Below are 25357 nucleotides of genomic sequence, written 5' to 3' on the forward strand. Positions count from 1 at the left end.
CAGGAGGCACGCCGTGTCGATTCATATTGCCTTGCACCATGTCACGCATTACCGCTACGAACGTGCGGTTGAACTGGGTCCTCAGATTGTTCGCCTGCGCCCGGCCGCTCATAGCCGAACCCGCGTGTTGTCGTACTCGCTGAAAGTCTTGCCTGAAAACCACTTCATCAATTGGCAGCAGGACCCCCAGGGCAATTACCTGGCGCGTCTGGTATTCCCTGATAAAACCAAAGAGCTGCGGGTCGAGGTCGATCTGGTTGCCGAGATGGCAGTGTTCAACCCCTTCGACTTTTTTCTTGAGCCCTACGCGGAAAACATTCCGTTTTCTTATGCTAGTGAGGAACAGCGCGAGCTGGCGCCGTATCTGGAAAAACTGCCGCTCACGCCGCGCTTTGCTGCTTATCTCGAAAGCATCAGCCGTGAGCCGGTGCCCGCCATCGACTTTCTGGTGGGGCTCAACCAGCGCCTGAGTCAGGACATCGATTACCTGATTCGCATGGAGCCGGGTGTTCAGACCCCGGAGTTCACCCTGGAGAGCGCTTCAGGTTCCTGCCGCGACTCCGCCTGGTTGCTGGTGCAATTGCTGCGTCATCTGGGGCTGGCAGCTCGTTTCGTGTCGGGATATCTGATTCAGCTCAAGGCCGATGTCGAGGCGCTGGACGGCCCGTCCGGCACGGACGTGGATTTCACCGACCTGCACGCCTGGTGCGAGGTTTACCTGCCGGGTGCCGGTTGGGTCGGGCTGGATGCGACCTCGGGCCTTTTTGCCGGGGAAGGGCATATTCCTCTGGCGTGCAGCCCCGAGCCTTCTTCGGCGGCGCCGATCAGCGGGCTGGTCGAGCCGTGTGAAACCGATTTCAGCCATGAAATGTCGGTTGAGCGGATCTGGGAAGCGCCTCGCGTCACCAAGCCCTACACCGAAGAGCAATGGCAGGAGATCCAGGCCCTCGGGCATCAGATCGACGCCGATCTGGCCCGCGATGACGTGCGCCTGACCATGGGCGGCGAACCCACCTTCGTCTCCATCGATGATCGTGATGGCAGCGAGTGGAACACCGCCGCTCTCGGGCCGAACAAGCGGGCGCTGTCGGCTGAACTGTTTAAGCGGATGCGCGGACATTATTCCCCCAAGGGCATCGTGCATTTTGGCCAGGGCAAGTGGTATCCCGGTGAACAACTGCCGCGCTGGTCGCTCAACAGCTTCTGGCGCAAGGACGGCAAGCCGGTCTGGAACAACGATGCGCTGATTGCCGATGAAACCCTTGACTACGGCGCGAACGGTGAACTGGCCGGGCGCTTCCTGAGCAGCGTGGCCGAGCGGTTGAAACTGCCGACTCGCTTCGTCTTCCCGGCCTACGAAGACAATCTCTATTACCTCTGGCGCGAAGGCGCGTTGCCTGTGAACGTCACCGCCGAGGATTCCCGGCTGAGCGACGAACTGGAGCGGGCACGCTTGCGCAAGGTGTTCGAGCAAGGGCTGGATAAGGTGATTGGCCAGGTGCTGCCATTGGCGCGCACCGCTGCGGGTGATCGCTGGCAGAGCGGGCGCTGGTATCTGCGCGATACCCATTGCCGTCTGGTGCCGGGTGATTCCGCCCTCGGCTATCGCTTGCCTCTGGCTTCGCAGCCGTGGGTCAAGGCGGCGGAGTATCCGTTCATTCACCCGACCGACCACAACCAGGATTTCCCTGAGCTGCCTGAGCGTGACGAATTACAGTCAGACGCGCCGCTCGATACCGACCAGCCTCAGCCGGTCATCGACCAGTCCGCCGACTGGCTGACCCGCACCGCCTTGTGCGCAGAAGCGCGTGGCGGGCGTTTGTACCTGTTCATGCCGCCGCTGCAAAAGCTTGAGGAATACCTTGAGCTGGTGGCGGTGATCGAAGCCACTGCCGAAGAATTGCAGTGCCCGGTGCTGCTGGAAGGCTACGAGCCGCCGAGCGACCCGCGCCTGAGCAATTTCCGGATTACGCCGGATCCGGGTGTGATCGAGGTCAACGTGCAACCTTCCTCCACCTGGGACCAACTGGTGGAGCGCACCGAGTTTCTTTACGAGCAGGCCCGCCTGACGCGCCTGACCACTGAAAAATTCATGATCGATGGCCGCCATACCGGTACCGGCGGCGGTAACCACTTCGTGCTCGGTGGCGCGACGCCAGCTGATTCACCGTTCCTGCGTCGGCCTGACCTGTTGCGCAGCCTGATCAGCTATTGGCACAACCATCCGTCCCTGTCGTATCTGTTTTCCGGCCTGTTCGTCGGCCCGACGTCTCAGGCGCCGCGGATTGACGAAGCGCGCAACGACTCGCTCTATGAAATGGAAGTCGCCTTTGCGCAAATGCCCAAGCCGGGCGAGGAAGTTGCGCCCTGGCTGATCGACCGGTTGCTGCGCAATCTGCTGATCGATGTCACCGGCAATACCCATCGCGCCGAGTTCTGTATCGACAAGCTGTATTCGCCGGATGGTGCGACGGGGCGTCTGGGTCTGCTAGAGCTGCGCGCCTTTGAAATGCCGCCCCATGCGCGCATGAGCCTTGCCCAGCAATTGCTGTTGCGGGCGCTGGTCGCCCGTTTCTGGCGCGAGCCTTACGCACCGGCCAAGCTGGCGCGTTGGGGGACGGAGCTGCATGACCGTTTCATGCTGCCGTATTTCATCGAGCAGGATTTCGCTGACGTGATTGCCGAGCTCAATGACGTCGGTTATCCACTGCGGGCCGAATGGTTCGCCGCGCATCTGGAGTTCCGTTTCCCGAAAGTGGGCGACTACGCGGTCAACGGCATCGAGCTGGAGCTGCGTCAGGCACTGGAGCCTTGGCATGTACTGGGCGAAGAAGGTTCGGGCGGCGGCGCGGTGCGTTATGTGGACTCGTCTCTTGAGCGTTTGCAGGTACGGATCAATGGTTTGCCGCCGCAGCGCTACATGTTGACCTGCAACGGCATTGCGGTGCCTTTGCAGCCCACCGGTCGAGTGGGCGAGTTTGTTGCGGGTGTGCGCTATCGGGCCTGGCAGCCTGCCAATTGCCTGCAACCGACCATCGGCGTCCATGCACCGCTGGTCTTCGATCTGCTGGATACCTGGATGCAGCGCTCGCTGGGTGGCTGCGAGTATCATGTCGCCCATCCGGGCGGCCGCAACTATGAAACCTTGCCGGTCAACGCCAACGAAGCGGAAAGCCGGCGCCTCTCACGGTTTTTCCGTGTGGGGCATACCGCAGGCAAACTGGAGATTCCGTCGCTCAACATTAGCGATGAACTGCCGATGACGCTGGATATGCGCCTGCATTAATAAAACGGCTCAGTCAGTTGGATGCACACGGACGTGTCCACATCGGTGTGACATCTGACTGCGCTAACCTGAAGCCCTTATGCTGTTTGCCGAGCCTTCCATGCCTGATCTGCTTGACCGTTACCCGCTTTCCGAGGGGACCTATCACGAGATGCTCGATGCCAGCGGCGCTGTACGGCCGCATTGGCAGCGCCTGTACGAGCATATGCAGCGCAGTACTTCCATCCAGTTGACCCAGCGCCAGGCGCTGTTGACCCGCCAGATCCAGGAAAACGGCGTGACCTACAACGTCTACGCCGACCCCAAGGGCGCCGATCGCCCGTGGGAGCTGGATCTGCTGCCGCATGTCATCCCGGCAGAGGAGTGGCAGCATCTTGCGGCAGGCATCGCCCAGCGCGCCCGCCTGCTCAATGCCGTGCTGGCCGATCTGTATGGTCCGCAAGACCTCATCGCCAATGGCTTGCTGCCTGCCGAGCTGGTGTTCGGGCATAACAATTTTCTGTGGCCTTGCCAGGGCGTCAAACCGCCTGAAGGGACGTTCCTGCACATGTACGCCGTTGATCTGGCGCGTACGCCGGACGGGCGCTGGTGGGTCACTGCCGACCGCACACAGGCGCCTTCGGGTGCCGGTTATGCACTGGAGAACCGGCAGATCGTCGCGCGTGCGCTGCCGGAAGCCTACCGTGATCTGCAGGTCAGGCACTTGTCGGGTTTCTTTGGTGCCCTGCAACAGACTCTGGCCCGTCAGGCACCCACCAGCAGCGAAGCGCCGCTGGTGGTGCTGCTGACGCCAGGCCGTTTCAATGAAAGCTACTTCGAGCATTTGTACCTGGCTCGCCAGTTGGGCTATCCGCTGGTGGAAGGCGGCGACCTGACCGTACGTGATGCCACGGTCTACCTGAAGACCCTCAGCGGTCTGCGCCGGGTTCACGCGATCATGCGGCGTCTGGACGATGACTTCTGCGATCCGCTGGAGCTGCGCACCGACTCTGCGCTGGGCGTGCCCGGTCTGCTGGAGGCTGTGCGTCAGGGTAATGTTCTGGTGGCCAACGCCCTGGGCAGTGGGGTTCTGGAGTCGCCGGGGTTGCTGGGTTTCCTGCCGAAAATCAGCCAGTACCTGTTTGGCGAAGACCTGATCCTGCCCTCGGTTGCGACCTGGTGGTGCGGTGAGCCTCCCGTTCTGGCCCAGGCGCTGGAAAAGCTTCCCGAATTGCTGATCAAACCTGCGTTTCCGTCCCAGCGATTCGCACCGGTCTTCGGTCGCGACTTGAACGAAGAGCAACGCAAGGCACTGGCGGCTCGTATGCAGGCCCGGCCTTATGCTTATGTCGCGCAAGAACTGGCGCAACTGTCTCATGCGCCTGTCCTGCAGCCTGACTGCAAGGGGCTGCAACCTCGCGCGATTGGCATGCGGGTGTATGCGGTGGCGGGCATGGAGGGTTATCGCGTGCTGCCGGGTGGTCTGACCCGTGTGGCTGCCGAAGCCGATGCGGATGTGATTTCCATGCAGCGTGGCGGTGCCAGCAAGGACACCTGGGTGCTGGGCGAGCACTACTCGCATCTGGGCGAACCGTGGAAAGGGCAGCGCCCGCTGGGTGTCTACGACCTGATTCGTCGCGACCCGTACCTGCCGTCGCGGGTGGTGGAAAACCTGTACTGGTTCGGACGTTATTGCGAGCGCTGCGATGACAGCGCACGTTTATTGCGGATCATGCTGGCGCGCTATATCGATGGCGATGATCCTCTGGCCTTGCAGGCTTCCGTGGAACTGGCCGAAAGCCTGAACCTGTTGCCCGAGGCCGAGGAGGGCGAAGAGCTGCCCGATCGTCTGCTCACGGCGTTGCTGGGGGATGAGTGGGTGTTCAGTCTGCGCTCCAATCTGCAGCGCATGCAGTGGGCCGCGTCCCAGGTGCGGGGCAAGCTTTCCCGGGAGAACTGGCAGGCGCTGGTGGAGTTGCAGCGCGAAGCCGCAAGCCTGGAAACCAAGGAACCGGATTTCGGCGAGTTGCTGGACTTCCTCAACCGTCTGGTGATGTCTCTGGCCGCGTTGTCCGGGTTTGCACTGGACGACATGACCCGTGATGAAGGCTGGAGCTTCCTGATGATCGGGCGGCGTATCGAGCGCCTGCGGTTTCTCAGCACCAGTCTGGCCGCTTTTCTGCGGGCTGCGTCGGTGTCCGATCACTCGGGGCTGGACTGGTTGCTGGAGCTGGGCAACAGCAGCATTACCTACCGTTCGCGTTACATGGCCGTGCCGCATCTGATTCCGGTGCTGGACCTGTTGCTGCTCGATGAGCAGAACCCCCATGCCGTGTTGTTCCAGCTCAAGCAGGTGGAGCGTTCGCTGCGACGTTTGAACGACAGCTTCGGTGCGCCGCGGGACAGAAGCCTCGCGGTGTTGATCCAGCGTCTGTCCAGTTTCGACCTGGGCAGCCTGGAGAATCCATTGTTCGGTGACAGCAGCCTCAAGGCTGTGCTGGAAGGGCTGGCGGATCTGCTGCAAACCATCGGCGATGCCAGCGGACAGGTTTCCGACCGTCTGGCCCTGCGCCACTTCGCCCATGTCGATGATGTCAGCCAACGTACGGTATCCGTTTGATGAGTGCCCATTACCAGATTCTTCACGACACCCATTACAAGTACGACAGCCCGGTTTCCCTGGCGCAGCAACTGGCGCACCTGTGGCCGCGCAGCAGTCCGTGGCAACGTTGCAGCGAGCAGCATCTGGAAATCCTGCCGACGCCCACCACGCGCCGGGACGAGCTGGATGTGTTCGGCAATCCGCTGACTCGCCTGGCCTTCGAGCGTCCCCATGACGAGTTGCAGGTCAATGCCCGTTTGCGGGTGGAAGTGCTGAAGCGCCCTGAACTGGACTTCAACCTGTCGCCTGACTGGGAAGTGACACGCAGCGCCCTGACCTACAGCGCACAACGAATGAGCGCCGATCTTCTGGAAGCGTGCCGGTATCGCTTCGAGTCGCCCTACGTGCATCTCAAGCGCTCGTTCGCCGAGTTCTCGCAGGATTGCTTCCCGCCGGGGCGGCCTTTGCTACTGTGCGTGCAGGCCTTGATGGAAAAGATCTTCGAGGAATTCACCTTCGACGGCGAAGCCACCCAGGTGGCGACACCGCTGGTGGAAGTGCTGGAGCGGCGTCGCGGTGTCTGTCAGGACTTTGCCCATCTGATGCTGGCGTGCCTGCGCTCACGTGGGCTGGCAGCGCGTTATGTCAGCGGTTACCTGCTGACGCAGCCACCACCCGGCCAGCCACGGCTGATCGGGGCTGACGCTTCCCATGCCTGGGTTTCAGTGTTTTGCCCGGCGTCGGGCTGGGTCGACTTCGATCCGACCAACAACATTCAACCGGCACTGGAGCACATCAGCCTGGCCTGGGGACGGGACTTTTCCGATGTCTCGCCCTTGCGCGGCGTGATCCTGGGCGGCGGTAATCATGATCCCGAAGTCCGGGTGACGGTGATGCCCATCGGCGAGATGTATTCAGGCGTCGCCATTAATTCCTGAGGCCAGTGAATCGTTCATTAAGCGGCGCACTCGATTATCCGGCAGCGCGCCGCGCCTGATCGCAGGCATCGTGTGGACAACTGGCGCTGGCGCCACAGGCGTAAGCGGCAAGCAAACTGCGAAACAGGCTATTGAGCTGCATGACAGGCATTCCATGGGTGGCAATGCGCCGATGGTAGAGCCGCCTGCGCTGGCTGGCTGGCTGTTTGATTGTTTCGATGACGGCGATAGCCGGTATCATTCCGCGCCGCTGATCGATAAGCCTTCCTTGAGAGTCACGTTGACGCAGGTCATTGGAACCTGGCCCCGGATGGGGCAGTCTCTCATCACACTAATGAAGCACCCTGCCTTGGAGATTCATATGATTCGCAAGCTTGTAGCTATCTCTCTGTTGACGTTGGCCAGTGGTCAGTTGTTGGCTGCCGAATGCTCTACCACCGTCGATTCGACCGATCAGATGATGTTCAACACCAAAGCCATCGAGATCGACAAGAGCTGCAAGACGTTCACCGTCAACCTGACCCACTCCGGCAGTCTGCCGAAGAACGTGATGGGTCATAACTGGGTGTTGAGCAAAACGGCTGACTCGCAGGCGATCGCCACTGATGGCCTGAGCGTCGGTATCGACAAGGGATATCTGAAGGAAGGCGACACTCGCATTATCGCTCACACCAAGTTGATCGGTGCCGGTGAGACTGACTCCGTGACCTTCGATGTGTCGAAGCTCGACCCGGCCGAGAAATACCAGTTCTTCTGCTCGTTCCCGGGCCACATCAGCATGATGAAAGGCACCGTTACGCTGAAGTAGTGGGAATCACCCGCCGCCTTGGCGTCGCGCTGTCGCGCAGTAACCTGTAGGAGCGAATTTATTCGCGAGAGGCCCGTACATCCGAAGAAAATGTATAGCCCTCAATGATGTCTTCGCGAATGAATTCGCTCCCACGGGGTTGTGCTTGTTACTTACGGGGCATAAGGCAGTTCACGCTTGTGCTGGGTCTTGGAGTAGGTGTCGCAAATGATCCTGAACGCCTCTTCACGCACAGGTTCGCCGTGCAGGAAGGCATCGATCTCGGCGTAAGTCACGCCATGAGAGGCCTCGTCCGGTTTACCTGGCACCAGGTCTTCCAGATCCGCCGTAGGTACTTTTTCCACCAGTGATTCCGGTGCGCCGAAGTGGCGGGCGATGGCGCGTACCTGGTTTTTTACCAGGCCGCTCAGGGGGGCCAGGTCGCAGGCGCCGTCACCGAACTTGGTAAAGAAGCCCATGACCGCTTCGGCCGCATGATCGGTCCCCACCACCAGACCCTGATAAGCCCCGGCGATGGTGTACTGCGCCACCATGCGGATGCGCGCCTTGGTGTTGCCGAGCACGAAGTCCACAGTGCCAGCCGGTTTACCATCGAAGGCCCGGACTTCGGCGGCCAGTGCCTTGACGCTCTCGCCGATATTGACGGTATGACGCTCGTCCGGGTCGATGAAATCCACAGAAGCCTGGGCCTCGTGTTCGTCATGCTGCACCACATACGGCAGGCGTACGGCAACGAAGCGGTAGCTGTCGTCGCCTGTGCTGCTGCGCAGTTCCTTGACGGCGCGCTGGCACAGCAGGCCGGCGGTCAGTGAGTCGACGCCGCCGCTGATCCCCAGTACCAGCGTCTTGAGCCGTGCATTGAGCAGGCACTCCTTGATGAAGTCCACGCGGCGCGCCACTTCGGTCTGCAAAGCGTTGTGGTCGGCGAAAGGCGGCTGGACATTGAGCTGTTCTGCGATCTGCTGTTGTACGGCGTGCATGAGTCACTCCTCGTAAGTAGGGACAATTCAAACGGGTTTTTCAGGGGCAGTCAAAGCGGGCACCTTGAACACGTGTCGCAGGTACGAGACGAAGTTCGGGTCCTTGCATTGCGCCTTGCCTGGCTCATCGGAAATCTTTGCCACGGGTTGCCCGGCGCATGCGGTCATTTTCAGCACCATGTTCATCGGTGCAATACCCGGAATGTCGGCGGTGAGGTTGGTGCCGATCCCGAAACTGACATTGATGCGGCCGCGCAAGGCCCGGAAGATCTCCAGCGCCTTGGGCAGGCTCAGGCCGTCGGAGAACACCAGGGTCTTGCTCGTCGGGTCGATGCCCAGCCTCTGATAATGGCTGATGCATTTTTCAGCCCACTTCACCGGATCGCCCGAGTCATGGCGCAGACCGTCGAACAGCTTGGCGAAATACAGATCGAAGTCGCTCAGGAAGGCATCGGTGGTGATGCAGTCGGTCAGGGCGATACCCAGCAGCCCGCGGTATTCGCGAACCCAGCAGTCCAGCGCGGCGATCTGGCTGTCGATCAGGCGCGGGCCGAGTTGCTGGTGCGCCATGATCCATTCATGGGCCATGGTGCCCAGCGGCTTGAGATCAAGCTCGCGGGCCAGATGCACATTACTGGTGCCGACGAACTGGCCGGGGAAGTCACGTTTGAGCACTTGCACGATTGCTTCCTGCACGCCGTAGGAGAAGCGACGGCGGGTGCCGAAGTCAGCGACTTTCAGTTCGGCCAGCTCGTCCGGGCTGGCGTTGCTGGTCAGCCACTCGAACTTGTCGTAGAGACGTTCCCGCGCCTGACTGAGCATGATGTCCGGGTAACGATGACGATTGCGGACTTCGCTGACGATGGCCAGCAACGGCACTTCGAACAGAATCACATGCAGCCACGGACCGTGCAGGCGAATGCACAGCTCATCGTTTTCGATGCTGGTCTTCACATAGCGGGTATTGAAGCGGAACAGCCCCAGGAACCTGAGGAAGTCCGGTTTCAGAAAGGTGATGCGCTCCAGGAATGCCAGGTGTTCGTTGCTCAGCGACAGCTCGCACAGCAATTCGATCTGATGCCTGATTTCGCTCAGGTAGGGCCGCAGGTCTTCGCCGTTTCGGCAGCGAAACTCCCACTCCACATCGGTATTGGGATAGTTATGCAGTACCGCCTGCATCATGGTGAGCTTGTAGAAGTCGGTATCGAGCAGATTTTGCACGATGCGATTCGAGAAGGCGCTCCCGCTCATTGATTTGGATCTCCAGAGCAGCCGATAACGTTGGGCTCGCGAATGTCGTGTTCAGAGTGCTCGCGGCCTGCTGGGTTCCTATTGTCACCCTTAACTTGCCGGATGATCCAACTGTTCCCGCATTGCGTGCAGAAAAACCGGGACAGTGATGGGCGCGGAGAACTGTGGGTAACAGGTCGGCATGCCTCATGGCGGGGCTCGCAGTCCGGGTTTGTGCATCATCGCCAGCGTTTTCCTGTGCTTCCACTAACCTCAAATGGTGCGTCTCGTAGCGTATTCGCACTGGGGGTGTGCACTTCGGTGACGTGACCGGTTACAGCCGGGTTGCACGTCAGGTGGTGTGCGGTTTGCCGTTTATTCGCGCGACGGTTGCGCCATTTTTAAAGGTGGTTGCACCCTGTGCATTCCAGACGGTTGCACGGCCCTTTTTCAAGGGCTGATCACTGTCGGGGCGGCTGCGCGAACATTCCCGCCCGCCGAATGAAAAGTGATGGCACGCCCCTTGCTCTAAGCAATTCTTGTAGTTGCAGTGCTAATTAAAAAAACCTCAGGAGCACCACTCATGTCGCATACGTTTTACAGGAAAGGCTTTCTGGCAATCGCAGTGGCAACTGCATTGGGCGTGTCTTCGTTTGCTCAAGCTGACGTGAAGATTGGCGTTGCAGGTCCGATGACCGGTGCCAACGCATCGTTTGGCGAGCAATATATGAGGGGCGCGCAGGCAGCGGCTGATGCAATCAACGCGGCGGGCGGCGTCAATGGAGAGAAGATCGTACTGGTAAAGGGCGATGATGCCTGCGAGCCGAAGCAGGCCGTGGCTGTCGCTAACCGTCTGGTCGATCAGGACAAGGTTGTGGGTGTTGTGGGGCACTTCTGTTCGTCATCCACCATCCCGGCCTCTGAGGTTTACAGCGATGCCGGTGTGATTGCTATCACTCCAGGCTCCACCAACCCGACTGTCACCGAGCGTGGCCTCAAGGAAATGTTCCGCATGTGCGGACGTGACGATCAGCAGGGTGTTGTCGCTGGCGACTACATCGTGGACGTGCTCAAGGGCAAGAAAATCGCGGTTATCCACGACAAGGACACCTACGGTCAGGGTCTGGCCGATGCAACTCGTGCACAACTGGCCAAGCGCGGCGTGAAAGAGGTGCTGTACGAAGGCCTGACCCGTGGCGAGAAAGACTTCAGCGCCCTGGTCACCAAGATCCGTTCCGTGGGTGCCGATGTCGTCTACTTCGGTGGCCTGCACCCGGAAGCCGGTCCTCTGGTTCGTCAACTGCGCGAGCAGGGCCTCAAGGACGTCAAGTTCATGTCCGATGATGGCGTCGTGACCGATGAACTGGTGACAACCGCAGGTGGCCCTCAGAATGTGGATGGCGTGTACATGACCTTCGGTGCGGACCCGCGTCTGTTGCCTGACAGCAAGGCTGTGGTCGATGAGTTCCGCAAGTCCGGTTACGAGCCTGAAGGTTACACCCTGTATGCCTACGCCTCGGTGCAGGCACTGGCGGCCGGTTTCAATGGGGCCAAGTCCAACAAGGGCGATGCGGCTGCCACCTGGCTCAAGGCCAACCCGGTCAAGACCGTCATGGGCGAGAAGTCCTGGGACGCCAAGGGTGACCTGAAAGTCTCCGACTATGTGGTGTATCAGTGGGACGCGACGGGTAAATACAAGCAGCTTGAACAGCAGAAGTGAGATAGATACAGCGCCTGACCTGCCTCTTCGAGCGGGGCAGGCATGGTAACGGGCTCGCACCTCGGCGGGCCTGGACTCTTCTGTTGCCGCAGGACCTGCTCGTTGTGCCCCAGAGGGCAGGGCGAGCAGTGCCTTGAGCGGCCTTCAAGTGTGTGAGCGTGCGTGATGGACGGTATTTTCCTGCAGCAAATGGTCAACGGGCTGACCCTCGGGTCTGTCTACGGCCTCATTGCCATCGGTTACACGATGGTCTACGGCATCATCGGCATGATCAACTTCGCTCACGGCGACGTTTACATGATCTCCGCCTACCTGGCCGCAATCGGCCTGGCGGTCCTGTCTTTCTTCGGTCTGGAGTCCTTTCCATTCCTGATTCTGGGCACACTGATCTTCACCATCGTGGTGACAGGTGTCTACGGCTTCGTCATCGAACGGGTGGCCTACAAGCCGCTGCGCAACTCGACCCGGCTGGCACCGCTGATCAGCGCCATCGGTATTTCCCTGATCCTGCAGAACTACGCGCAGATCAGTCAGGGTGCCCGGCAGCAGGGCGTGCCCACGCTTCTTGAAGGCGCCTGGCGCTTCGAGATCGGAACCGGCTTCGTGCAGATCACCTACACCAAGATATTCATCCTGATTGCCGCTTTCGCCGGCATGGCGCTGCTGACCTACATCATCAAGTACACCAAGCTGGGCCGCATGTGCCGCGCCACGCAACAGGATCGCAAGATGGCGTCGATCCTGGGGATCAACACGGATCGTGTCATTTCCTACGTGTTCATCATCGGTGCTGCCATGGCCGCGCTGGCGGGTGTGCTGATCACCATGAACTACGGCACCTTCGATTTCTATGCCGGCTTCGTCATCGGCATCAAGGCGTTCACTGCCGCAGTGCTGGGCGGTATCGGCTCGCTGCCGGGTGCGATGCTGGGAGGCCTGATCCTGGGGGTTGCCGAGTCGCAGTTCTCCGGCCTGATCAACTCCGATTACAAAGACGTGTTCAGTTTCGGCCTGTTGGTACTGATCCTGATTTTCCGTCCTCAAGGCCTGTTGGGTCGCCCACTCGTGGCGAAGGTATAAGTATGTCTGCTCCTGTCGCTAAACCTATCGATATCAAGAAAAGCCTGATCGACGCCGTGATTGCCGGGCTGCTGGCGCTGATCGTCTTCGGCCCGATCGTGGGCGTCGTGCTCGACGGCTACAGCTTCAACCTGCAACCGACCCGTGTCGCCCTGCTGGTGGCGGTGGTCATGGCGGGTCGCTTCCTCATGAGCCTGTTCCTGCAGACACCCAAGGGCATTCGCATCAGCCAGAGTTTCGAGAGCTCCGGTTCGGGCGTGCATGTGCTCAAGCCCGATCACAAGTCGAGCCTCTACTGGATCATCCCGCTGCTGATCGTGATCGCCATCGTGTTCCCGATCTTCGCCAACAAGTACCTGCTGACCGTGGTCATCCTCGGGCTGATCTACGTCCTGCTCGGGCTGGGGCTGAACATCGTGGTCGGTCTGGCCGGGCTGCTGGACCTGGGGTACGTGGCGTTTTATGCCATTGGCGCCTATGGCCTGGCCCTGGGGTATCAGTATCTGGGCCTGGGCTTCTGGTCGGCGTTGCCTCTGGCGGCGATTGCCGCTGCATTGGCCGGGTGCATCCTGGGGTTTCCGGTGTTGCGCATGCACGGCGACTATCTGGCCATCGTGACCCTAGGGTTCGGTGAGATCATCCGTCTGGTGCTCAATAACTGGCTGTCCTTTACCGGCGGCCCGAATGGCGTTCCTGTGCCTTCGCCTACCTTCTTTGGCCTGGAGTTCGGACGTCGCGCCAAAGAGGGCGGCATTCCGATTCACGAATATTTTGGCTTCGATTACAACCCGGACCTGAAATTCCTGTTCATCTACACCGTGCTGTTCATCGTGGTGCTGGCCGTGCTGTTCATCAAGCATCGTCTGACCCGCATGCCTATCGGCCGCGCCTGGGAAGCGCTTCGCGAAGACGAGATTGCCTGCCGCTCGATGGGCCTCAACCATGTGCTCGTCAAGCTTTCAGCGTTCACCATCGGCGCTTCGACGGCCGGTCTGGCCGGGGTGTTTTTCGCCAGCTATCAGGGCTTCGTCAACCCTACTTCCTTCACCTTCTTCGAGTCGGCGCTGATCCTGGCCATCGTGGTATTGGGCGGGATGGGCTCGACGGTGGGCGTGGTGATCGCGGCCTTCGTGCTGACGGTGGCGCCCGAGCTGCTGCGCAGTTTCTCCGAGTATCGGGTGCTGCTGTTCGGCATTCTGATGGTGTTGATGATGATCTGGCGGCCACGCGGCCTGATCCGCATCAGCCGTACCGGCGTTGTGCCGCGCAAGGGCATGCTGACCAAAGAAGGAGCGGCGTCATGAGCAATGAAGTCATTCTTTCGGTCGAGCATCTGATGATGCATTTTGGCGGCATCAAGGCGTTGAGCGATGTCAGCCTGCAAGTGCGCCGCAACTCGATCTTTGCCCTGATCGGCCCGAACGGTGCAGGCAAGACCACGGTCTTCAACTGCCTGACCGGTTTCTACAAGGCCACAGGCGGACGTATCGAGCTGCATACCCGTGGCAAGACCACCAATGTGATCAAGCTGCTGGGCGAGTCGTTTGCCGCGACAGACTTCGTGTCGCCCAAAAGTTTCTTCAGCCGTGTGTACTACAAGATGTTCGGCGGCACCCATCTGGTAAACCGGGCCGGGCTGGCGCGCACCTTCCAGAACATTCGGCTGTTCAAGGAAATGTCGGTGGTGGAAAACCTGCTGGTTGCCCAGCACATGTGGGTCAATCGCAGCCTGATCAGCGGCATTCTCAATACCAAAGGCTACCGCAAGGCCGAGGAAGATGCGCTCAACACCGCGTTCTACTGGCTGGAAGTGGTGGATCTGGTGGATTGCGCCAACCGCCTCGCGGGTGAGCTGTCCTACGGTCAGCAACGCCGCCTGGAAATTGCCCGGGCCATGTGCACGCGGCCTCAGGTGATCTGCCTCGACGAACCTGCCGCAGGCCTCAACCCTCAGGAAACCGAGGCCCTGAGCGGCATGATTCGTCTGCTGAGGGACGAACATGACATGACCATCGTGCTGATCGAGCACGACATGGGCATGGTCATGAACATTTCCGACGATATTGTGGTGCTGGACCACGGCAACGTGATTGCCGCTGGCGGGCCGGAGCAGATCCGCAATGACCCGAAAGTGATCGCCGCGTATCTGGGCGCTGATGAAGAGGAATTGGTATGAGCAAGCCGATCCTCGAAATGAAAGAGATCGATGTGTATTACGGGCCGATCCAGGCTCTCAAGAAGGTTTCGCTGCATATCGATGAAGGCGAAACCGTGAGCCTGATCGGCTCCAACGGCGCGGGCAAGTCCACGCTTCTGATGTCGATCTTCGGCCAGCCGCGTGCTGCCAGCGGGCAGATCCTCTATCAGGGCATCGACATCACGCAGAAGTCGTCGCACTACATCGCTTCCAACGGCATTGCGCAGTCGCCGGAAGGGCGCAGGGTATTCCCTGACATGTCGGTCGAGGAAAACCTGCTGATGGGCACCATCCCCATCGGCGACAAGCATTCTGCCGAAGACATGCAGCGCATGTTCGACCTGTTCCCGCGCCTCAAGGAGCGCCGTAACCAGCGCGCCATGACCATGTCCGGTGGCGAGCAGCAGATGCTGGCCATCGCCCGAGCCCTGATGAGCCGCCCGAAACTGTTGCTGCTCGACGAGCCGAGCCTCGGCCTGGCGCCGATCATCGTCAAACAGATCTTCTCGACCCTGCGCGAACTGGCGGCCACCGGCATGACGATCTTCCTGGTCGAGCAGAACGCCAACCACGCACTCAAGCTGTCCGACCGTGCGTATGTGATGGTCAACGGTGAAATCCGCCTGTCAGGCACCGGGCAGGAATTGCTGGTCAATGAAGAGGTCAGGAACGCTTATCTGGGCGGGCACTGATTCCGTCAAAAAACAGCAGCGTTTATCCATGCGCCCCGGGTGTCTTTCGCTCGGGGCGCTGTTTTTTCAAATTGTGGAAAACAATTTTGACAGGCCACTCAAACGCGACATAAAGCCGCTGCAAACGGTTGTTTTGTCACGGTTTTGACTTGTTCAGGTTTACTGTGGAACTGACTGTTAATAACTTGGGAGTATTTGGCTGGAGGCCTTTAGATATAAGGGCTATAGCGCAGTGGTTGTTTTTTGATCAGTCATTTTTGGATGTTCTCTACAGGCTTTTGTCAACGCCTTGATACCTGTTTGTTCATACAGTCTGTGTGGTGGGCAAGCCTGTGGATAAGTCTGTGGGCAAGCGTTGGAAATAGTCGGGTAAGCGGCATTGTTATTGGTCTGGAGGGCAACACAGGGTTTTACCTGCTGTTACAGGGCTTGGAGGTTGGTTACAAAGTCAAGGGGAAAACTTCTCTCGATGCGCTGCAGCCCTTGAAATGCAAGCCATCAAGGGATTTACACTTGCCCCCAGAGATTGTGGGCCTGACTGTGGATAAGGTGGGCAAAACCCCTTGCAGGCCTTGTGATGCGTGGCTTTGCTGGCGTTGTTCGTTTTTTGTACAGTTATGATTTTTTCGGCGCTGATTTACCCACATGCTTGATCCAGAAGGCCAGGGGCGGGCATCCTGCCGGTCTTGCCGAATACTTATTAACAGGCTGCGCTTTCAGGGCGCCATGTCAGGAGAACGAAATGACTTCCACCGTATTCATCACGGGCGCTACTTCCGGGTTTGGCGAAGCTTGCGCCCGTCGCTTTGCCGAAGCGGGCTGGTCGCTGGTGCTGACCGGCCGCCGCCAGGAGCGTCTGGATGCCTTGAGCGCCGAGCTGTCAGCGCAAACCAAGGTTCATACACTGGTGCTGGATGTGCGTGATCGCGCCGCCATGGAAAGCGCCATCGCTGATCTGCCGGAAGAGTTTTCGACCATTCGCGGACTTATCAACAACGCAGGCCTGGCGCTGGGCATCGACCCTGCACCCAAGTGCGATCTGGATGACTGGGACACCATGATCGACACCAACGTCAAAGGCCTGGTTTACACCACACGCCTGCTGCTGCCGCGTCTGATCGGTCACGGCCGTGGCGCGAGTATCGTCAACCTGGGTTCGGTGGCGGGCAACTACCCGTATCCGGGCGGCAACGTGTATGGCGGCACCAAGGCATTCGTGGGCCAGTTCTCGCTGAACCTGCGCAACGATCTGGTGGGCACTGGTGTTCGCGTCACCAATCTGGAGCCGGGCCTGTGCGAAAGCGAGTTCTCGCTGGTGCGTTTCGGTGGCGATCAGGCCAAGTACGATGCGACCTATGCCGGTGCCGAGCCTATCCAGCCGCAGGACATCGCCGAGACGATCTTCTGGATCATGAACACCCCGGCGCACGTGAACATCAACAGCCTGGAGCTGATGCCCGTCAGCCAGACCTGGGCCGGCTTTGCGATCGACCGTAATCGCGGTTGATGCCGATCAGTCAAGGCACAAACAAAATGTGTGGGAGGCAGCTTGCTGGCGAAACGGCCTGAAAACCGACAGATATTTTGCGTCTGTTGAAGTCGCCAGCAAGCTGCCTCCCACAAAGTGATTTGTGATCTTGATTGTCCTACAGGTATTCGGCCAGGCCGATGTAACAGGTGGCCAGGTGATAGGGCGTTGTTGAAGGCATATCGCTGCGGCTGACCTTGCCTTCGGTGTCCAGGCATTCATGCCAGCCACCTGCATGCAGGAATCGTTGCTGCATCGCGATCATCTGATCGGCCAGACGGTTATCGTTATCCGGCCGTAGCGCCAAAGCCCGCAGGTATTCGGCCTGTGCCCAGATTCGCTGGGTGGCATCACGTACCACACCCTCACAGGTCAGCATCGCGGTTACCGCGCCGGTTTGCTGATCGACACCCTGAGCCTCTGCCAGCATGAATGCCCGGTTCAACGAGGCATAAAGCTCAGTGCTGTGCAGATCCCCAGAGGTGTGCAGCAAGAAGAACCACTCGAACTGGTGTCCCGGTTCATACCAGTTATCCACAGCCCCCAGCGGTTTTTCCAGCATCACACCCGTTGCCGGGTCGATGAAACGACGCTGCATGTGAGTGACCAGCCCATTCAGAGCCGATTGGGTCTTGGGATCCGGACGTACCGACAGTGTTGCCAGAAACGCCTCCGCCAGATGCATCAACGGGTTCTGCAAAGGCCCGCTGCCCAGCGGGGACCAGTCTTCATCCAGGCTCGCTTCGTAAAGACCTGCACCATCGTCGAAACGCTCTGCGACAACGTTCAGCGCGGCATTGAGTGCCGACTCGGCCAACGGCGCTTTGACCCTGGCCCAGTAATGGGCGAAGGCAAAGATGATGAAGGCATGGGTGTAGAGATCCTTGCGACGATCCAGCGGTTGGCCTTGTGGATCGATGCTGTAAAACCAGCCACCGTGTTCCGCATCATGAAAGTGTTGCTGCATGGAGCGAAACAGCGCGCCAGCGCGAGTCGCGGCGTCCGGAAAGTCCGGGTGACCGATCAGGCTGGAAAACAGGAACAACTGTCGGGCGCAGGCCATGGCTCTGTAGCGCTGTGGCGGCAGAGGATGGTGCTGCGCATCCAGCGCTTCATAAGGCAACGCCAGTTGCGCATTCCAGCCAGGACCTTGCCAGAGCGGCACGACGACTTTGAAGAAGTGTTCCTGAAGGCGGGTGAAGCTGGAGGTCAACTCAGACCTTGAGGCAGAACTGGAAGCATCGGGCATCGGCTGGCGTCACGGCAGTGTCGAGATGCGCGACATGTTAGCAGGCGGCGCTCGGGATTTGCGCCCAAGCCGCCGCAGGAGCGAATTTATTCGCGAACGATACGCTGAAACTCAAGACCTGGTCAGATCGCCGTACAACCCTGGCCGCCGATCATGGAAATAGGTTGTGATCGCCCGCGTGCCTTCCAGCAATGGCTTGTCCAGCTCACTGACCATCAGCGTTTCATCTCGCGCCGCCAGGGCCGGGCGGCTGCCGTCCGGTGCGCAAATACTGCTTTGTCCGCAGTAGTGAATCTCGCCCTCGCGGCCACAGTAATTGGCATACACCACATAACACTGGTTCTCGAACGCCCGCGCCCGCACGGTAATGTCGCAGACGAAATCGTAAGGCTCCATATTTGCCGTGGGCACCACAATCAGTTCGGCACCGGCGAGTGCCAGGCGACGGGTGTTTTCGGGGAATTCCACGTCGTAGCAGATCAGCAGGCCGAGACGCCAGCCATCAAGCTCCACCACCGGAAAGTCATCGCTGCCCGCCGTGAACATCGACTTGTCCAGATCACCGTACAGGTGCGTCTTGCGATAATTGGCCAGGCTCTGGCCGTGGCTGTCGATCAGTTGCGCTGCGTTGTAGATATGCCCGTCACTGCCGAGTTCGGGATAGCCATACACAATCGCGATACCGTGGTTCCGGGCAATGGCTGCGACACGAGACGCCGCCAGCCCGTCGGCCGGTTGCGACAGTTTGCGGGCGGCTTCTGCCCCGATGTTGTAACCGGTCAGGAACATCTCCGGGCAGACCAGCAGACCTGCCTTTTGCTCTGCCGCCGCCCGCGCCTGTTGCTCCAGCCGCAACAGGTTGGCGTCGATATCCAGCGGTATTGGCGTGCATTGATAGAGCGCGATACGCATGGCTGTTTTCCTCCTGAATCAGTCGGCCAGGGCGATGGGGCCGATCTCGTGGAAGACATCCCCCGGCCCCGGATTTTCCGGGAACGTCTTGCCGCCAAAGTGAGTCATGATGCCCCACACGGCGTTCAATGACGTCTGCACTGCGCCCTCGACCCAGGCGGGTGTCCAGGAAATATCGTCGCCGGCCAGGAACATGCCGCGGTGTTCTGCAGGCATGTCCTGCTGCATGAAGTGCGAGTACATCCGCTGGTTATAGCGGTAATGGCCCGGCAGCGCACCTTTGAAGGCCCCGAGGAAATGCGGGTCGGCTTCCCATGAAATGGTGATCGGATCACCGATGATGCGCGCGGAGATATCCACTTTCGGATAGATCTTCTTCAAGGCATCCAGCGCCAGTTTCACCCGCTTCTCGATAGGCTGCGGCAGCATCTTCAGGGCGTCGCTCATCCATGAATAGGACAGGCAGATCACACCCGGTTTGTCGTCACCGTTATCGAACAGGTAAGTGCCTCGGGTCAGCCGGTCGGTGAGGGTCATGCTCATGAGGTCGCGGCCGGTTTCCGGGTCTTTGTCTTTCCAGAACGGACGATCCACCATGACGAAGGTTTTCGAGGACTGCATGTAGCGGGTGCGATCCAGGGCCATCCACATCTTTTGCGAGAACAGCGACTCTTCACACTCGATCTGGGTGGTCAGCAACCAGCTCTGGCAGGTGGTCAGCACCGCCGAGTAATGCCGCGTATCGCCCCAGTTGTCGGTGACGGCCAGGTTGCCGTCCTCGGCCCGCGCAATGCGTTTGACCCCGGTGCGTGGCGCGCCGCGATGCAGTGACGACAGGCTGGTGCCTTCAGGCCAGTGGGCACAACGTTCCGGTACATGACGCCAGATGCCCAGTGGAACCTGTTCCACTCCGCCCACGATCAGGTGCTGGTTTTCGTCGCAGTTGGTCATGACTACGCGGAAGATTTCCAGCATCGAGTTGGGGAAGTCCGAGTCCCAGCCGCCCGTGCCAAAGCCTACCTGGCCGAACACTTCCCGGTGATAGAACGACAGTTTGGCGAAGGCTTTGGAGGTGGCGACAAAATCGTAGAACGTGCGGTCGTCCCAGAGCGGAACCAGCTTGTTCCACAGCTCCTTTAGGCGCGGCACATCGCGGTCGCGAATGGCCTGCTGGATATCGGCAAACTGCGAGCCGCACTCCAGAGCGTCCGCCCATGCATCAGCCACTTCCTGAAAAAGCGCAGGCAAGTCCGACAGTTTTTGTGCGTAGTAAGTCGTGCCTTCCAGGTCGATGACGGTACTGCCCGAAGCAGCCGTCAGCGGGTTGGGGAAGGGGCGGGACTCAAGGCCCAGCTTGTCGACGTAGTGATAGAACGCGGTGGACGATACGGGAAAGCGCATGCCGCCCAGTTCCGCGATGATGCCTTCGGCACCCTCGAACGCCTGGGAGCGCAGGCGGCCACCCATTTTCGAGGCTTCGTAAACCACAGGTTTGAGGCCCAGCTTCATCAGTTCATAAGCCGCCACCAGCCCCGCGATCCCGGCGCCAATGATCGCCACTTCCTTGCCGTGGTTTTCTGCCGGAATGCTGCCCAGGCCTGCCGGATGCTCGATCCAGTCATCAAAGGGAAAAGGAAAGTCAGGGCCAAAAATGGTGATCGGCTTTTTGCCGTCCTGGGGATGACGATTGTTTTTCATGACAGACCTTGATTCGGCTACAGCGAAAACAACAGTCTAGATAAGCGCGAGCACGTTAATAAGACGCAAAGTGTCGTCGTTATGATGTGATTTTGTTCGATGTGACGAGAGTCGCGGTCACTTTGTTGGTTTGGCTGCGCAAGCGAGCCAGTGGTGTCTGGCTCGCGGGTTTGGCCGCGTCAGGATTCTATGGCGGGAAGTTGCTGTTCGATCACGCCAAGCCATCCCATGCCTGGCCAGGTTTCAAAGCCGGGTGTCAGTGCATAGCCTTGAATGGCGTTATTCTGCTGAGTGCCGTAGCCGCTTTTTTGACCGGCCCTGGTTTGCAACTGGAGGGGTTCGCCGAGCAGGCTTTCTGTATCCGAACTGGCAATGATCCGGTGATTGGCATCGACCATCATGACCCGGCTGCGTGCGCGCTCTTCGTCACTCAGACGAACGCCGTCAATCACGGATTTGGCCTGGCTCTGCCAGTCGAAGAAAATGCCGATGACGCCGACGACGGGGCTATGGGAACCGGCGTTACTGCGCACGGCCGCACTGAAGGCGCATGTCTGCGAGTGGTTCAATAACGGTTCTACCGCCACCTGCCCCGCGTAGTACTGGTCGCTGGAGCTGTGACGCAATGCGTTCTTGAACCAGGGCTCTTCGGCAACATTGGCTCCCATGACTTTCTCATAAGTGCCAGCACGGCCACAGGCAACAACTCGACCTGTCGTGTCGGCAACCCAGATGTCCAGGTAGACGGTGTAGCTGTCCAGAATGATGCCCAGACGTTTGCTGGCATGAGCGCATGTCTGCGGTGTCTGAGTGGTCAGCATGTCGACCAGCGAGGCATCCGTTGCCCACCAGCGGACGTCACACGTTCGTTCGTACAGGTTGCGGTCGATGATTTCGATCATGTTCAGGGACAGGTCGGCCAGGCGCTGGCCGCGCATGTCGAAACACATGCTCTGGCCCAGTTCGATCAACTGATTGACCGAGGCTTGCAAGTCATGAGTCAGGGCGCCGGCGATCTTTGAAACACGCTCGGAGATATTCTTGACCTCTTCAGCCACGACCGAAAAACCTTTGCCTGCGCTGCCGGCATGAGCCGCCTCGATCAGGGCATTGATTGCCAGCAAGCGTGTCTGTCGAGTGATGACTTGAATATCACTGACGCCCCGATTGGCTAACGCCTCTACTTCTTTGGACAGGATGACGATCCGCTCTGGCTCAATCATTTTCGTTCTACTTGAAAAATGTGGGAGTGGCGGCAGCGTTCTCGAAATTCGAGAAAATAAAACTGAAAAAGGGCCTGTTGGCCCCCTGTCATATAGTTGTCCCTGATTTATTGTTTGTTTATTGATGGCGTCCTTGATGTGTGCAAACTATCTGAAAAACATCAGTAGTGTCATCTTGCTTGTATTTAGTTTTAGTTATTACTCAGCAATGTCGTAATAAGGTAGGCAGGTGTCGTAATCAGGTTTTCAAGGAGACCCAGTTACCCACTTTTCAGACTGATCAGCCCATTACAGAAGTCCGATCAAACAGCGTGACCACGATCGATCTTGCTGCTGAGAATGATCGAGGTCGTGGTCTTTTCCACACCGTCGATACTGCCGATCAGGTCCAGCAACTGGTCCAGCTGTTCCGGCGAATCGGTGCGCAGCCAGGCGACATAATCGAACTCGCCACTGACAGCACATAACTGCTGAACCTGCGCCAGGGTGCTGAGCCGACGCAGCACCTCTTTGCCCGAGCGAGGCTGGACGGTAATGCCGACGTAGGCCTGCAGGCCGCCACCCACGACACGCTGACTCAGGCGCACGCCATAACCGGTAATGACTTTGGTGCTTTCCAGGCGGGCGAGGCGTGAAGTGACAGTGGTGCGGGCAATCCCCAGTTGCCGCGCCAGCATGGCCACGCTTTCCCGGGCATTGAGTTGCAGGGCTGCAATCAACTGACGGTCGATATCGTCCAGAGCGAGAGGGCGGCTATCGGACACGGTGCTCTCCTTCAAAATTTCCAGCGTCTGGCGGTCTTGGACAGGCGCTCTTGCAGGCCGTCGAGGTTGTGCGCCAGTTGCTGAGTCATCAAGTGGTAACCGGTCAGCTCGGCAGGAATCGCAGCCTGGGTGGCAGTGTTTTCCGACGTGCGTGCCAGACGTTCGGTCGCACCGGTCTGCAGGGCGCGGGCCATGCCGATCAATTGCCTGCGGATCTGGCGGTAGTCGGCGTCCATGGAGGTTTTCAAGGCTGTGCCTGCGGCCTGATCGAGGTCGGCCGGGCGAATGTTGGAAAGGATCTCCAGCGTGCTCAGGCACATCCGGAAATGGCCCTGGATCGCATCCAGCTCGACCATGGAAATCTTCACTTCCTTGGACACCGACGGCAGCAGCGAGCGCAGTTGCAGCATCGTGGCGTTGAGTCTTGCGGTCAGCTTCAAGTGCTCATCGGCACTGATCGGCTCGCCCTGATGGATGCGCCCGTACACCTTGGCGCAATCGCGCAGGCCGCTGGCCAGGTTGTAGCGCCAGGAGAAGACTGCATAGAGCGGCAAGGCAAAGGAGAAAGCCAGGGCCAGCGCGATACCGATCATGATATCCAGCGTTCGCCACAGACCATCACTGATCGGGTTGACCCCATGCCCGGCCACGATAAACAGAGTGATGGCCGACAGCAGCGCGGTGTAACCGCCCTTGCCGATGGCGTGATACGCGAAGAACCCGCACATCACGGACATGATCACGTAAGTCAGCAACGGGATTTCCAGATACCCCTGCTGCACCACCACAAACAGCCCAAGGCCTGCGCCAATCAGCGTTCCGTATGCGCGCTCCACGGACTTCTTGCCGATATTGCCATGGTGCTGCAAACCGCCGATCACGATCAGCATCGTCACCGAAGCCCACTCGCCATGGGGCATGTTCAGACCGGACGTCAGCAGAATCGACACCAGCAGCCCGACCACGATACGCGCAGCATGAATCAGCCGCGCATGCCGGTAACGGCGATACGGATCAAGCACAGGGCGCAGAACAGGGCGGAGCCAGGAAGGGATGAAAACAGAGCGCGAATTCGTCATGCGTTAAATGGCCGCGAGGGTTGGGAAAGTGTCCATGCTTTGATGGTAGCGATGCCCAGTAAGCCACAACTGAAGGGGGAATTGTTTATTGCTTTGCTGCTTTGAGTCATTGTGGCGGGTAGCAATGACTCATGGGAAAAGCTGATGCCGCATTTATCAATCACTCCGCTGGATGCTCTGCTCGACGAGCCACGACGTATTTGTGTCGATGGGCTGGCCGCGGGCCAACAGATAACCCTCACGGCAACGACCCGTCGTGGCGCAGGCCTGCCGTGGCAGAGCCATGCGACTTTTGTGGCCGATGCCCAAGGGGTTGTCGATCTGCAACGCGATGCGCCGATAGCGGGCGATTACGCTGAGGTATCGGCCATGGGGCTGCTCTGGAGCCAGCGTCCGCAACATGAAGCGAGCAAGGAAATCTTCCCGGATTCGGTGCTCGAACCGCTGCTGACCGAAGTCGCGCTTTCGGACAGCGATCAATCCGTGACCATGATTCAGCGTCTCGCCGGACCAGGCGTCAGCCGCCGCGAGATTCGCGATGAAGGGTTGGTGGGCACGCTATTCATGCCCGCAGGTGACGGCCCCCATCCTGCCGTAATGGTCCTCAATGGCTCGGGTGGCGGTATCAACGAAGCACGAGCGGCACTCTATGCCTCGCGAGGTTATGCCGCCCTGGCTCTGGGTTATTTCAAGGCGCCCGGCCTGTCGGGCTACATCTCCAACACGCCACTGGAATATTTCCAGCAGGCGTTGCTCTGGATTCGTCGCGAGCTCAAACCGGAAAATGACTTCATTGCCCTGAGCGGCCAGTCCCGTGGCGGCGAACTGGTGTTGCTGCTTGGCAGTCTGTTTCCCGACTTGGTATCCGCCGTGATCGGCTATGTTCCCAGCGCTCTGGTTCATGGCGGACAAGCGGCTGCTGACCCGGCCATAGGGCGCGACGGCCCCGCCTGGCTGTATCGCGGCCAACCGCTGGATCACCTGTGGAACAACAACCGAACCGCCAATTGGGAAGCCCGCGACGCCGGACGCCGCAATGCCGAATCCATCCTCACCGCACTCGACGATCCTGAAGCGGTGGCTCGCGTAGGCATCGAAGTCGAAAGAATCCGCGGCCCGGTCATTCTCCTGTCCGGCACCGACGACGCTGCATGGCCCTCCAGCCTGTTCGGACGCATGGTCGAGCAGCGGCTGAAAAAGCATCAGCATCCATGGCCGGTACAGCACTTGGACTTCCAGGATGCAGGGCATACCATTCTGCTGCCTTACATACCGGCGACCTACAGCGATGATGGCAATCCGAGCGCGAATGCGCGGGCAAACGAGCTGTCGTGGCAGGGTGTCAGGAGGTTCCTGGAAGGGGCGCTCGCTACGAAAACATGACCGATTCAA

At 59.5% G+C, this 25357-nt stretch carries 19 protein-coding genes; 11 read left to right on the forward strand and 8 right to left on the reverse strand.

Features of this window, described 5'->3' with window-relative positions; translation table 11 throughout:
* Nucleotides 1-13: 13 nt before the first annotated feature.
* The 4 genes from KQP88_RS02830 (at nt 14) to azu (ending at nt 7613) form a co-directional block, all read left to right on the forward strand.
* On the forward strand, nt 14-3286 hold the full coding sequence (locus tag KQP88_RS02830) for a transglutaminase family protein (RefSeq protein WP_216704787.1): 3273 nt from the start codon (nt 14-16) through the stop codon (nt 3284-3286).
* A 100-nt stretch (nt 3287-3386) separates the two neighbouring features.
* The gene (locus tag KQP88_RS02835; RefSeq protein ID WP_216704788.1) at nt 3387-5885 is read left to right on the forward strand and encodes a circularly permuted type 2 ATP-grasp protein; all 2499 of its coding nucleotides are present in this window, start codon (nt 3387-3389) and stop codon (nt 5883-5885) included.
* Nucleotides 5885-6805, forward strand: a complete 921-nt coding sequence (locus KQP88_RS02840) for a transglutaminase family protein (protein WP_216704789.1) — start codon at nt 5885-5887, stop codon at nt 6803-6805. Before KQP88_RS02835 ends, KQP88_RS02840 begins: the two co-directional genes overlap by 1 nt.
* A gap of 361 nt (nt 6806-7166) precedes the next feature.
* A complete protein-coding gene (azu, locus tag KQP88_RS02845) occupies nt 7167-7613 on the forward strand; it encodes an azurin (RefSeq protein ID WP_025258312.1) in 447 nt (148 codons plus the stop codon).
* Between the two features lie 152 nt (nt 7614-7765).
* Here azu and nadE read toward each other — a convergent pair whose 3' ends face one another.
* On the reverse strand, nt 7766-8593 hold the full coding sequence (nadE, locus tag KQP88_RS02850; protein ID WP_025258313.1) for an ammonia-dependent NAD(+) synthetase: 828 nt from the start codon (nt 8591-8593) through the stop codon (nt 7766-7768).
* Nucleotides 8594-8620: 27 nt separating this feature from the next.
* Complete coding sequence (pncB, locus tag KQP88_RS02855) at nt 8621-9844, reverse strand: nicotinate phosphoribosyltransferase (RefSeq protein WP_216704790.1); 1224 nt, start codon at nt 9842-9844, stop codon at nt 8621-8623.
* A 562-nt stretch (nt 9845-10406) separates the two neighbouring features.
* Here pncB and KQP88_RS02860 point away from each other — a divergent pair.
* The 6 genes from KQP88_RS02860 to KQP88_RS02885 all read left to right on the forward strand — a co-directional run bounded on the left by KQP88_RS02860 (nt 10407) and on the right by KQP88_RS02885 (nt 17019).
* Nucleotides 10407-11543: an ABC transporter substrate-binding protein gene (locus KQP88_RS02860; RefSeq protein ID WP_216704791.1), complete on the forward strand. Its 1137-nt coding sequence runs from the start codon at nt 10407-10409 to the stop codon at nt 11541-11543.
* Nucleotides 11544-11708: 165 nt separating this feature from the next.
* Entirely contained in the window at nt 11709-12623 is a 915-nt protein-coding gene (locus KQP88_RS02865; protein WP_216704792.1) for an ABC transporter permease subunit, read from the forward strand.
* Between the two features lie 2 nt (nt 12624-12625).
* Complete coding sequence (gene livM / locus KQP88_RS02870) at nt 12626-13927, forward strand: high-affinity branched-chain amino acid ABC transporter permease LivM (protein ID WP_216704793.1); 1302 nt, start codon at nt 12626-12628, stop codon at nt 13925-13927.
* On the forward strand, nt 13924-14799 hold the full coding sequence (locus KQP88_RS02875; protein ID WP_216704794.1) for an ABC transporter ATP-binding protein: 876 nt from the start codon (nt 13924-13926) through the stop codon (nt 14797-14799). The genes livM and KQP88_RS02875 overlap by 4 nt, the downstream gene beginning before the upstream one ends.
* A complete protein-coding gene (locus KQP88_RS02880; protein WP_198724408.1) occupies nt 14796-15512 on the forward strand; it encodes an ABC transporter ATP-binding protein in 717 nt (238 codons plus the stop codon). The genes KQP88_RS02875 and KQP88_RS02880 overlap by 4 nt, the downstream gene beginning before the upstream one ends.
* 742 nt (nt 15513-16254) lie before the next feature.
* The gene (locus KQP88_RS02885) at nt 16255-17019 is read left to right on the forward strand and encodes an SDR family oxidoreductase (RefSeq protein ID WP_216704795.1); all 765 of its coding nucleotides are present in this window, start codon (nt 16255-16257) and stop codon (nt 17017-17019) included.
* A gap of 139 nt (nt 17020-17158) precedes the next feature.
* Here the strand turns inward: KQP88_RS02885 and KQP88_RS02890 are convergent, their stop codons facing one another.
* From KQP88_RS02890 to KQP88_RS02915, 6 genes are all read right to left on the reverse strand, one after another.
* On the reverse strand, nt 17159-18289 hold the full coding sequence (locus tag KQP88_RS02890) for an AGE family epimerase/isomerase (protein ID WP_216704796.1): 1131 nt from the start codon (nt 18287-18289) through the stop codon (nt 17159-17161).
* A 111-nt stretch (nt 18290-18400) separates the two neighbouring features.
* Nucleotides 18401-19201: a carbon-nitrogen hydrolase family protein gene (locus tag KQP88_RS02895; protein WP_216704797.1), complete on the reverse strand. Its 801-nt coding sequence runs from the start codon at nt 19199-19201 to the stop codon at nt 18401-18403.
* Nucleotides 19202-19219: 18 nt separating this feature from the next.
* Nucleotides 19220-20899 (reverse strand): flavin monoamine oxidase family protein, encoded by a 1680-nt coding sequence (locus tag KQP88_RS02900; protein ID WP_200995008.1) that lies wholly within the window; start codon nt 20897-20899, stop codon nt 19220-19222.
* Between the two features lie 179 nt (nt 20900-21078).
* Complete coding sequence (locus tag KQP88_RS25370) at nt 21079-22122, reverse strand: methyl-accepting chemotaxis protein (protein ID WP_216704798.1); 1044 nt, start codon at nt 22120-22122, stop codon at nt 21079-21081.
* Nucleotides 22123-22424: 302 nt separating this feature from the next.
* Nucleotides 22425-22886 (reverse strand): Lrp/AsnC family transcriptional regulator, encoded by a 462-nt coding sequence (locus KQP88_RS02910; protein ID WP_216704799.1) that lies wholly within the window; start codon nt 22884-22886, stop codon nt 22425-22427.
* 11 nt (nt 22887-22897) lie between these two features.
* Nucleotides 22898-23965, reverse strand: a complete 1068-nt coding sequence (locus KQP88_RS02915; RefSeq protein WP_216704800.1) for an FUSC family protein — start codon at nt 23963-23965, stop codon at nt 22898-22900.
* A 144-nt stretch (nt 23966-24109) separates the two neighbouring features.
* Between KQP88_RS02915 and KQP88_RS02920 the strand changes: the two genes are divergently transcribed.
* On the forward strand, nt 24110-25348 hold the full coding sequence (locus KQP88_RS02920) for an acyl-CoA thioesterase/BAAT N-terminal domain-containing protein (RefSeq protein WP_216704801.1): 1239 nt from the start codon (nt 24110-24112) through the stop codon (nt 25346-25348).
* Nucleotides 25349-25357 lie beyond the last annotated feature (9 nt).

It is taken from the genome of Pseudomonas lijiangensis (assembly GCF_018968705.1).
GTDB classification, from domain to species: domain Bacteria; phylum Pseudomonadota; class Gammaproteobacteria; order Pseudomonadales; family Pseudomonadaceae; genus Aquipseudomonas; species Aquipseudomonas lijiangensis.

Bases quoted from the DNA above. Each gene is read 5' to 3' on its own strand.
- KQP88_RS02865 (WP_216704792.1), top strand. From the start codon at position 11,709: ATGGACGGTATTTTCCTGCAGCAAATGGTCAACGGGCTGACCCTCGGG.
- KQP88_RS02885 (WP_216704795.1), top strand. From the start codon at position 16,255: ATGACTTCCACCGTATTCATCACGGGCGCTACTTCCGGGTTTGGCGAA.
- KQP88_RS02890 (WP_216704796.1), bottom strand. From the start codon at position 18,289: ATGCCCGATGCTTCCAGTTCTGCCTCAAGGTCTGAGTTGACCTCCAGC.
- KQP88_RS02860 (WP_216704791.1), top strand. From the start codon at position 10,407: ATGTCGCATACGTTTTACAGGAAAGGCTTTCTGGCAATCGCAGTGGCA.
- KQP88_RS02895 (WP_216704797.1), bottom strand. From the start codon at position 19,201: ATGCGTATCGCGCTCTATCAATGCACGCCAATACCGCTGGATATCGAC.
- KQP88_RS02875 (WP_216704794.1), top strand. From the start codon at position 13,924: ATGAGCAATGAAGTCATTCTTTCGGTCGAGCATCTGATGATGCATTTT.
- KQP88_RS25370 (WP_216704798.1), bottom strand. From the start codon at position 22,122: ATGATTGAGCCAGAGCGGATCGTCATCCTGTCCAAAGAAGTAGAGGCG.
- KQP88_RS02920 (WP_216704801.1), top strand. From the start codon at position 24,110: ATGCCGCATTTATCAATCACTCCGCTGGATGCTCTGCTCGACGAGCCA.
- livM (WP_216704793.1), top strand. From the start codon at position 12,626: ATGTCTGCTCCTGTCGCTAAACCTATCGATATCAAGAAAAGCCTGATC.
- azu (WP_025258312.1), top strand. From the start codon at position 7,167: ATGATTCGCAAGCTTGTAGCTATCTCTCTGTTGACGTTGGCCAGTGGT.
- KQP88_RS02880 (WP_198724408.1), top strand. From the start codon at position 14,796: ATGAGCAAGCCGATCCTCGAAATGAAAGAGATCGATGTGTATTACGGG.
- KQP88_RS02900 (WP_200995008.1), bottom strand. From the start codon at position 20,899: ATGAAAAACAATCGTCATCCCCAGGACGGCAAAAAGCCGATCACCATT.
- KQP88_RS02915 (WP_216704800.1), bottom strand. From the start codon at position 23,965: ATGACGAATTCGCGCTCTGTTTTCATCCCTTCCTGGCTCCGCCCTGTT.
- pncB (WP_216704790.1), bottom strand. From the start codon at position 9,844: ATGAGCGGGAGCGCCTTCTCGAATCGCATCGTGCAAAATCTGCTCGAT.
- nadE (WP_025258313.1), bottom strand. From the start codon at position 8,593: ATGCACGCCGTACAACAGCAGATCGCAGAACAGCTCAATGTCCAGCCG.
- KQP88_RS02835 (WP_216704788.1), top strand. From the start codon at position 3,387: ATGCCTGATCTGCTTGACCGTTACCCGCTTTCCGAGGGGACCTATCAC.
- KQP88_RS02840 (WP_216704789.1), top strand. From the start codon at position 5,885: ATGAGTGCCCATTACCAGATTCTTCACGACACCCATTACAAGTACGAC.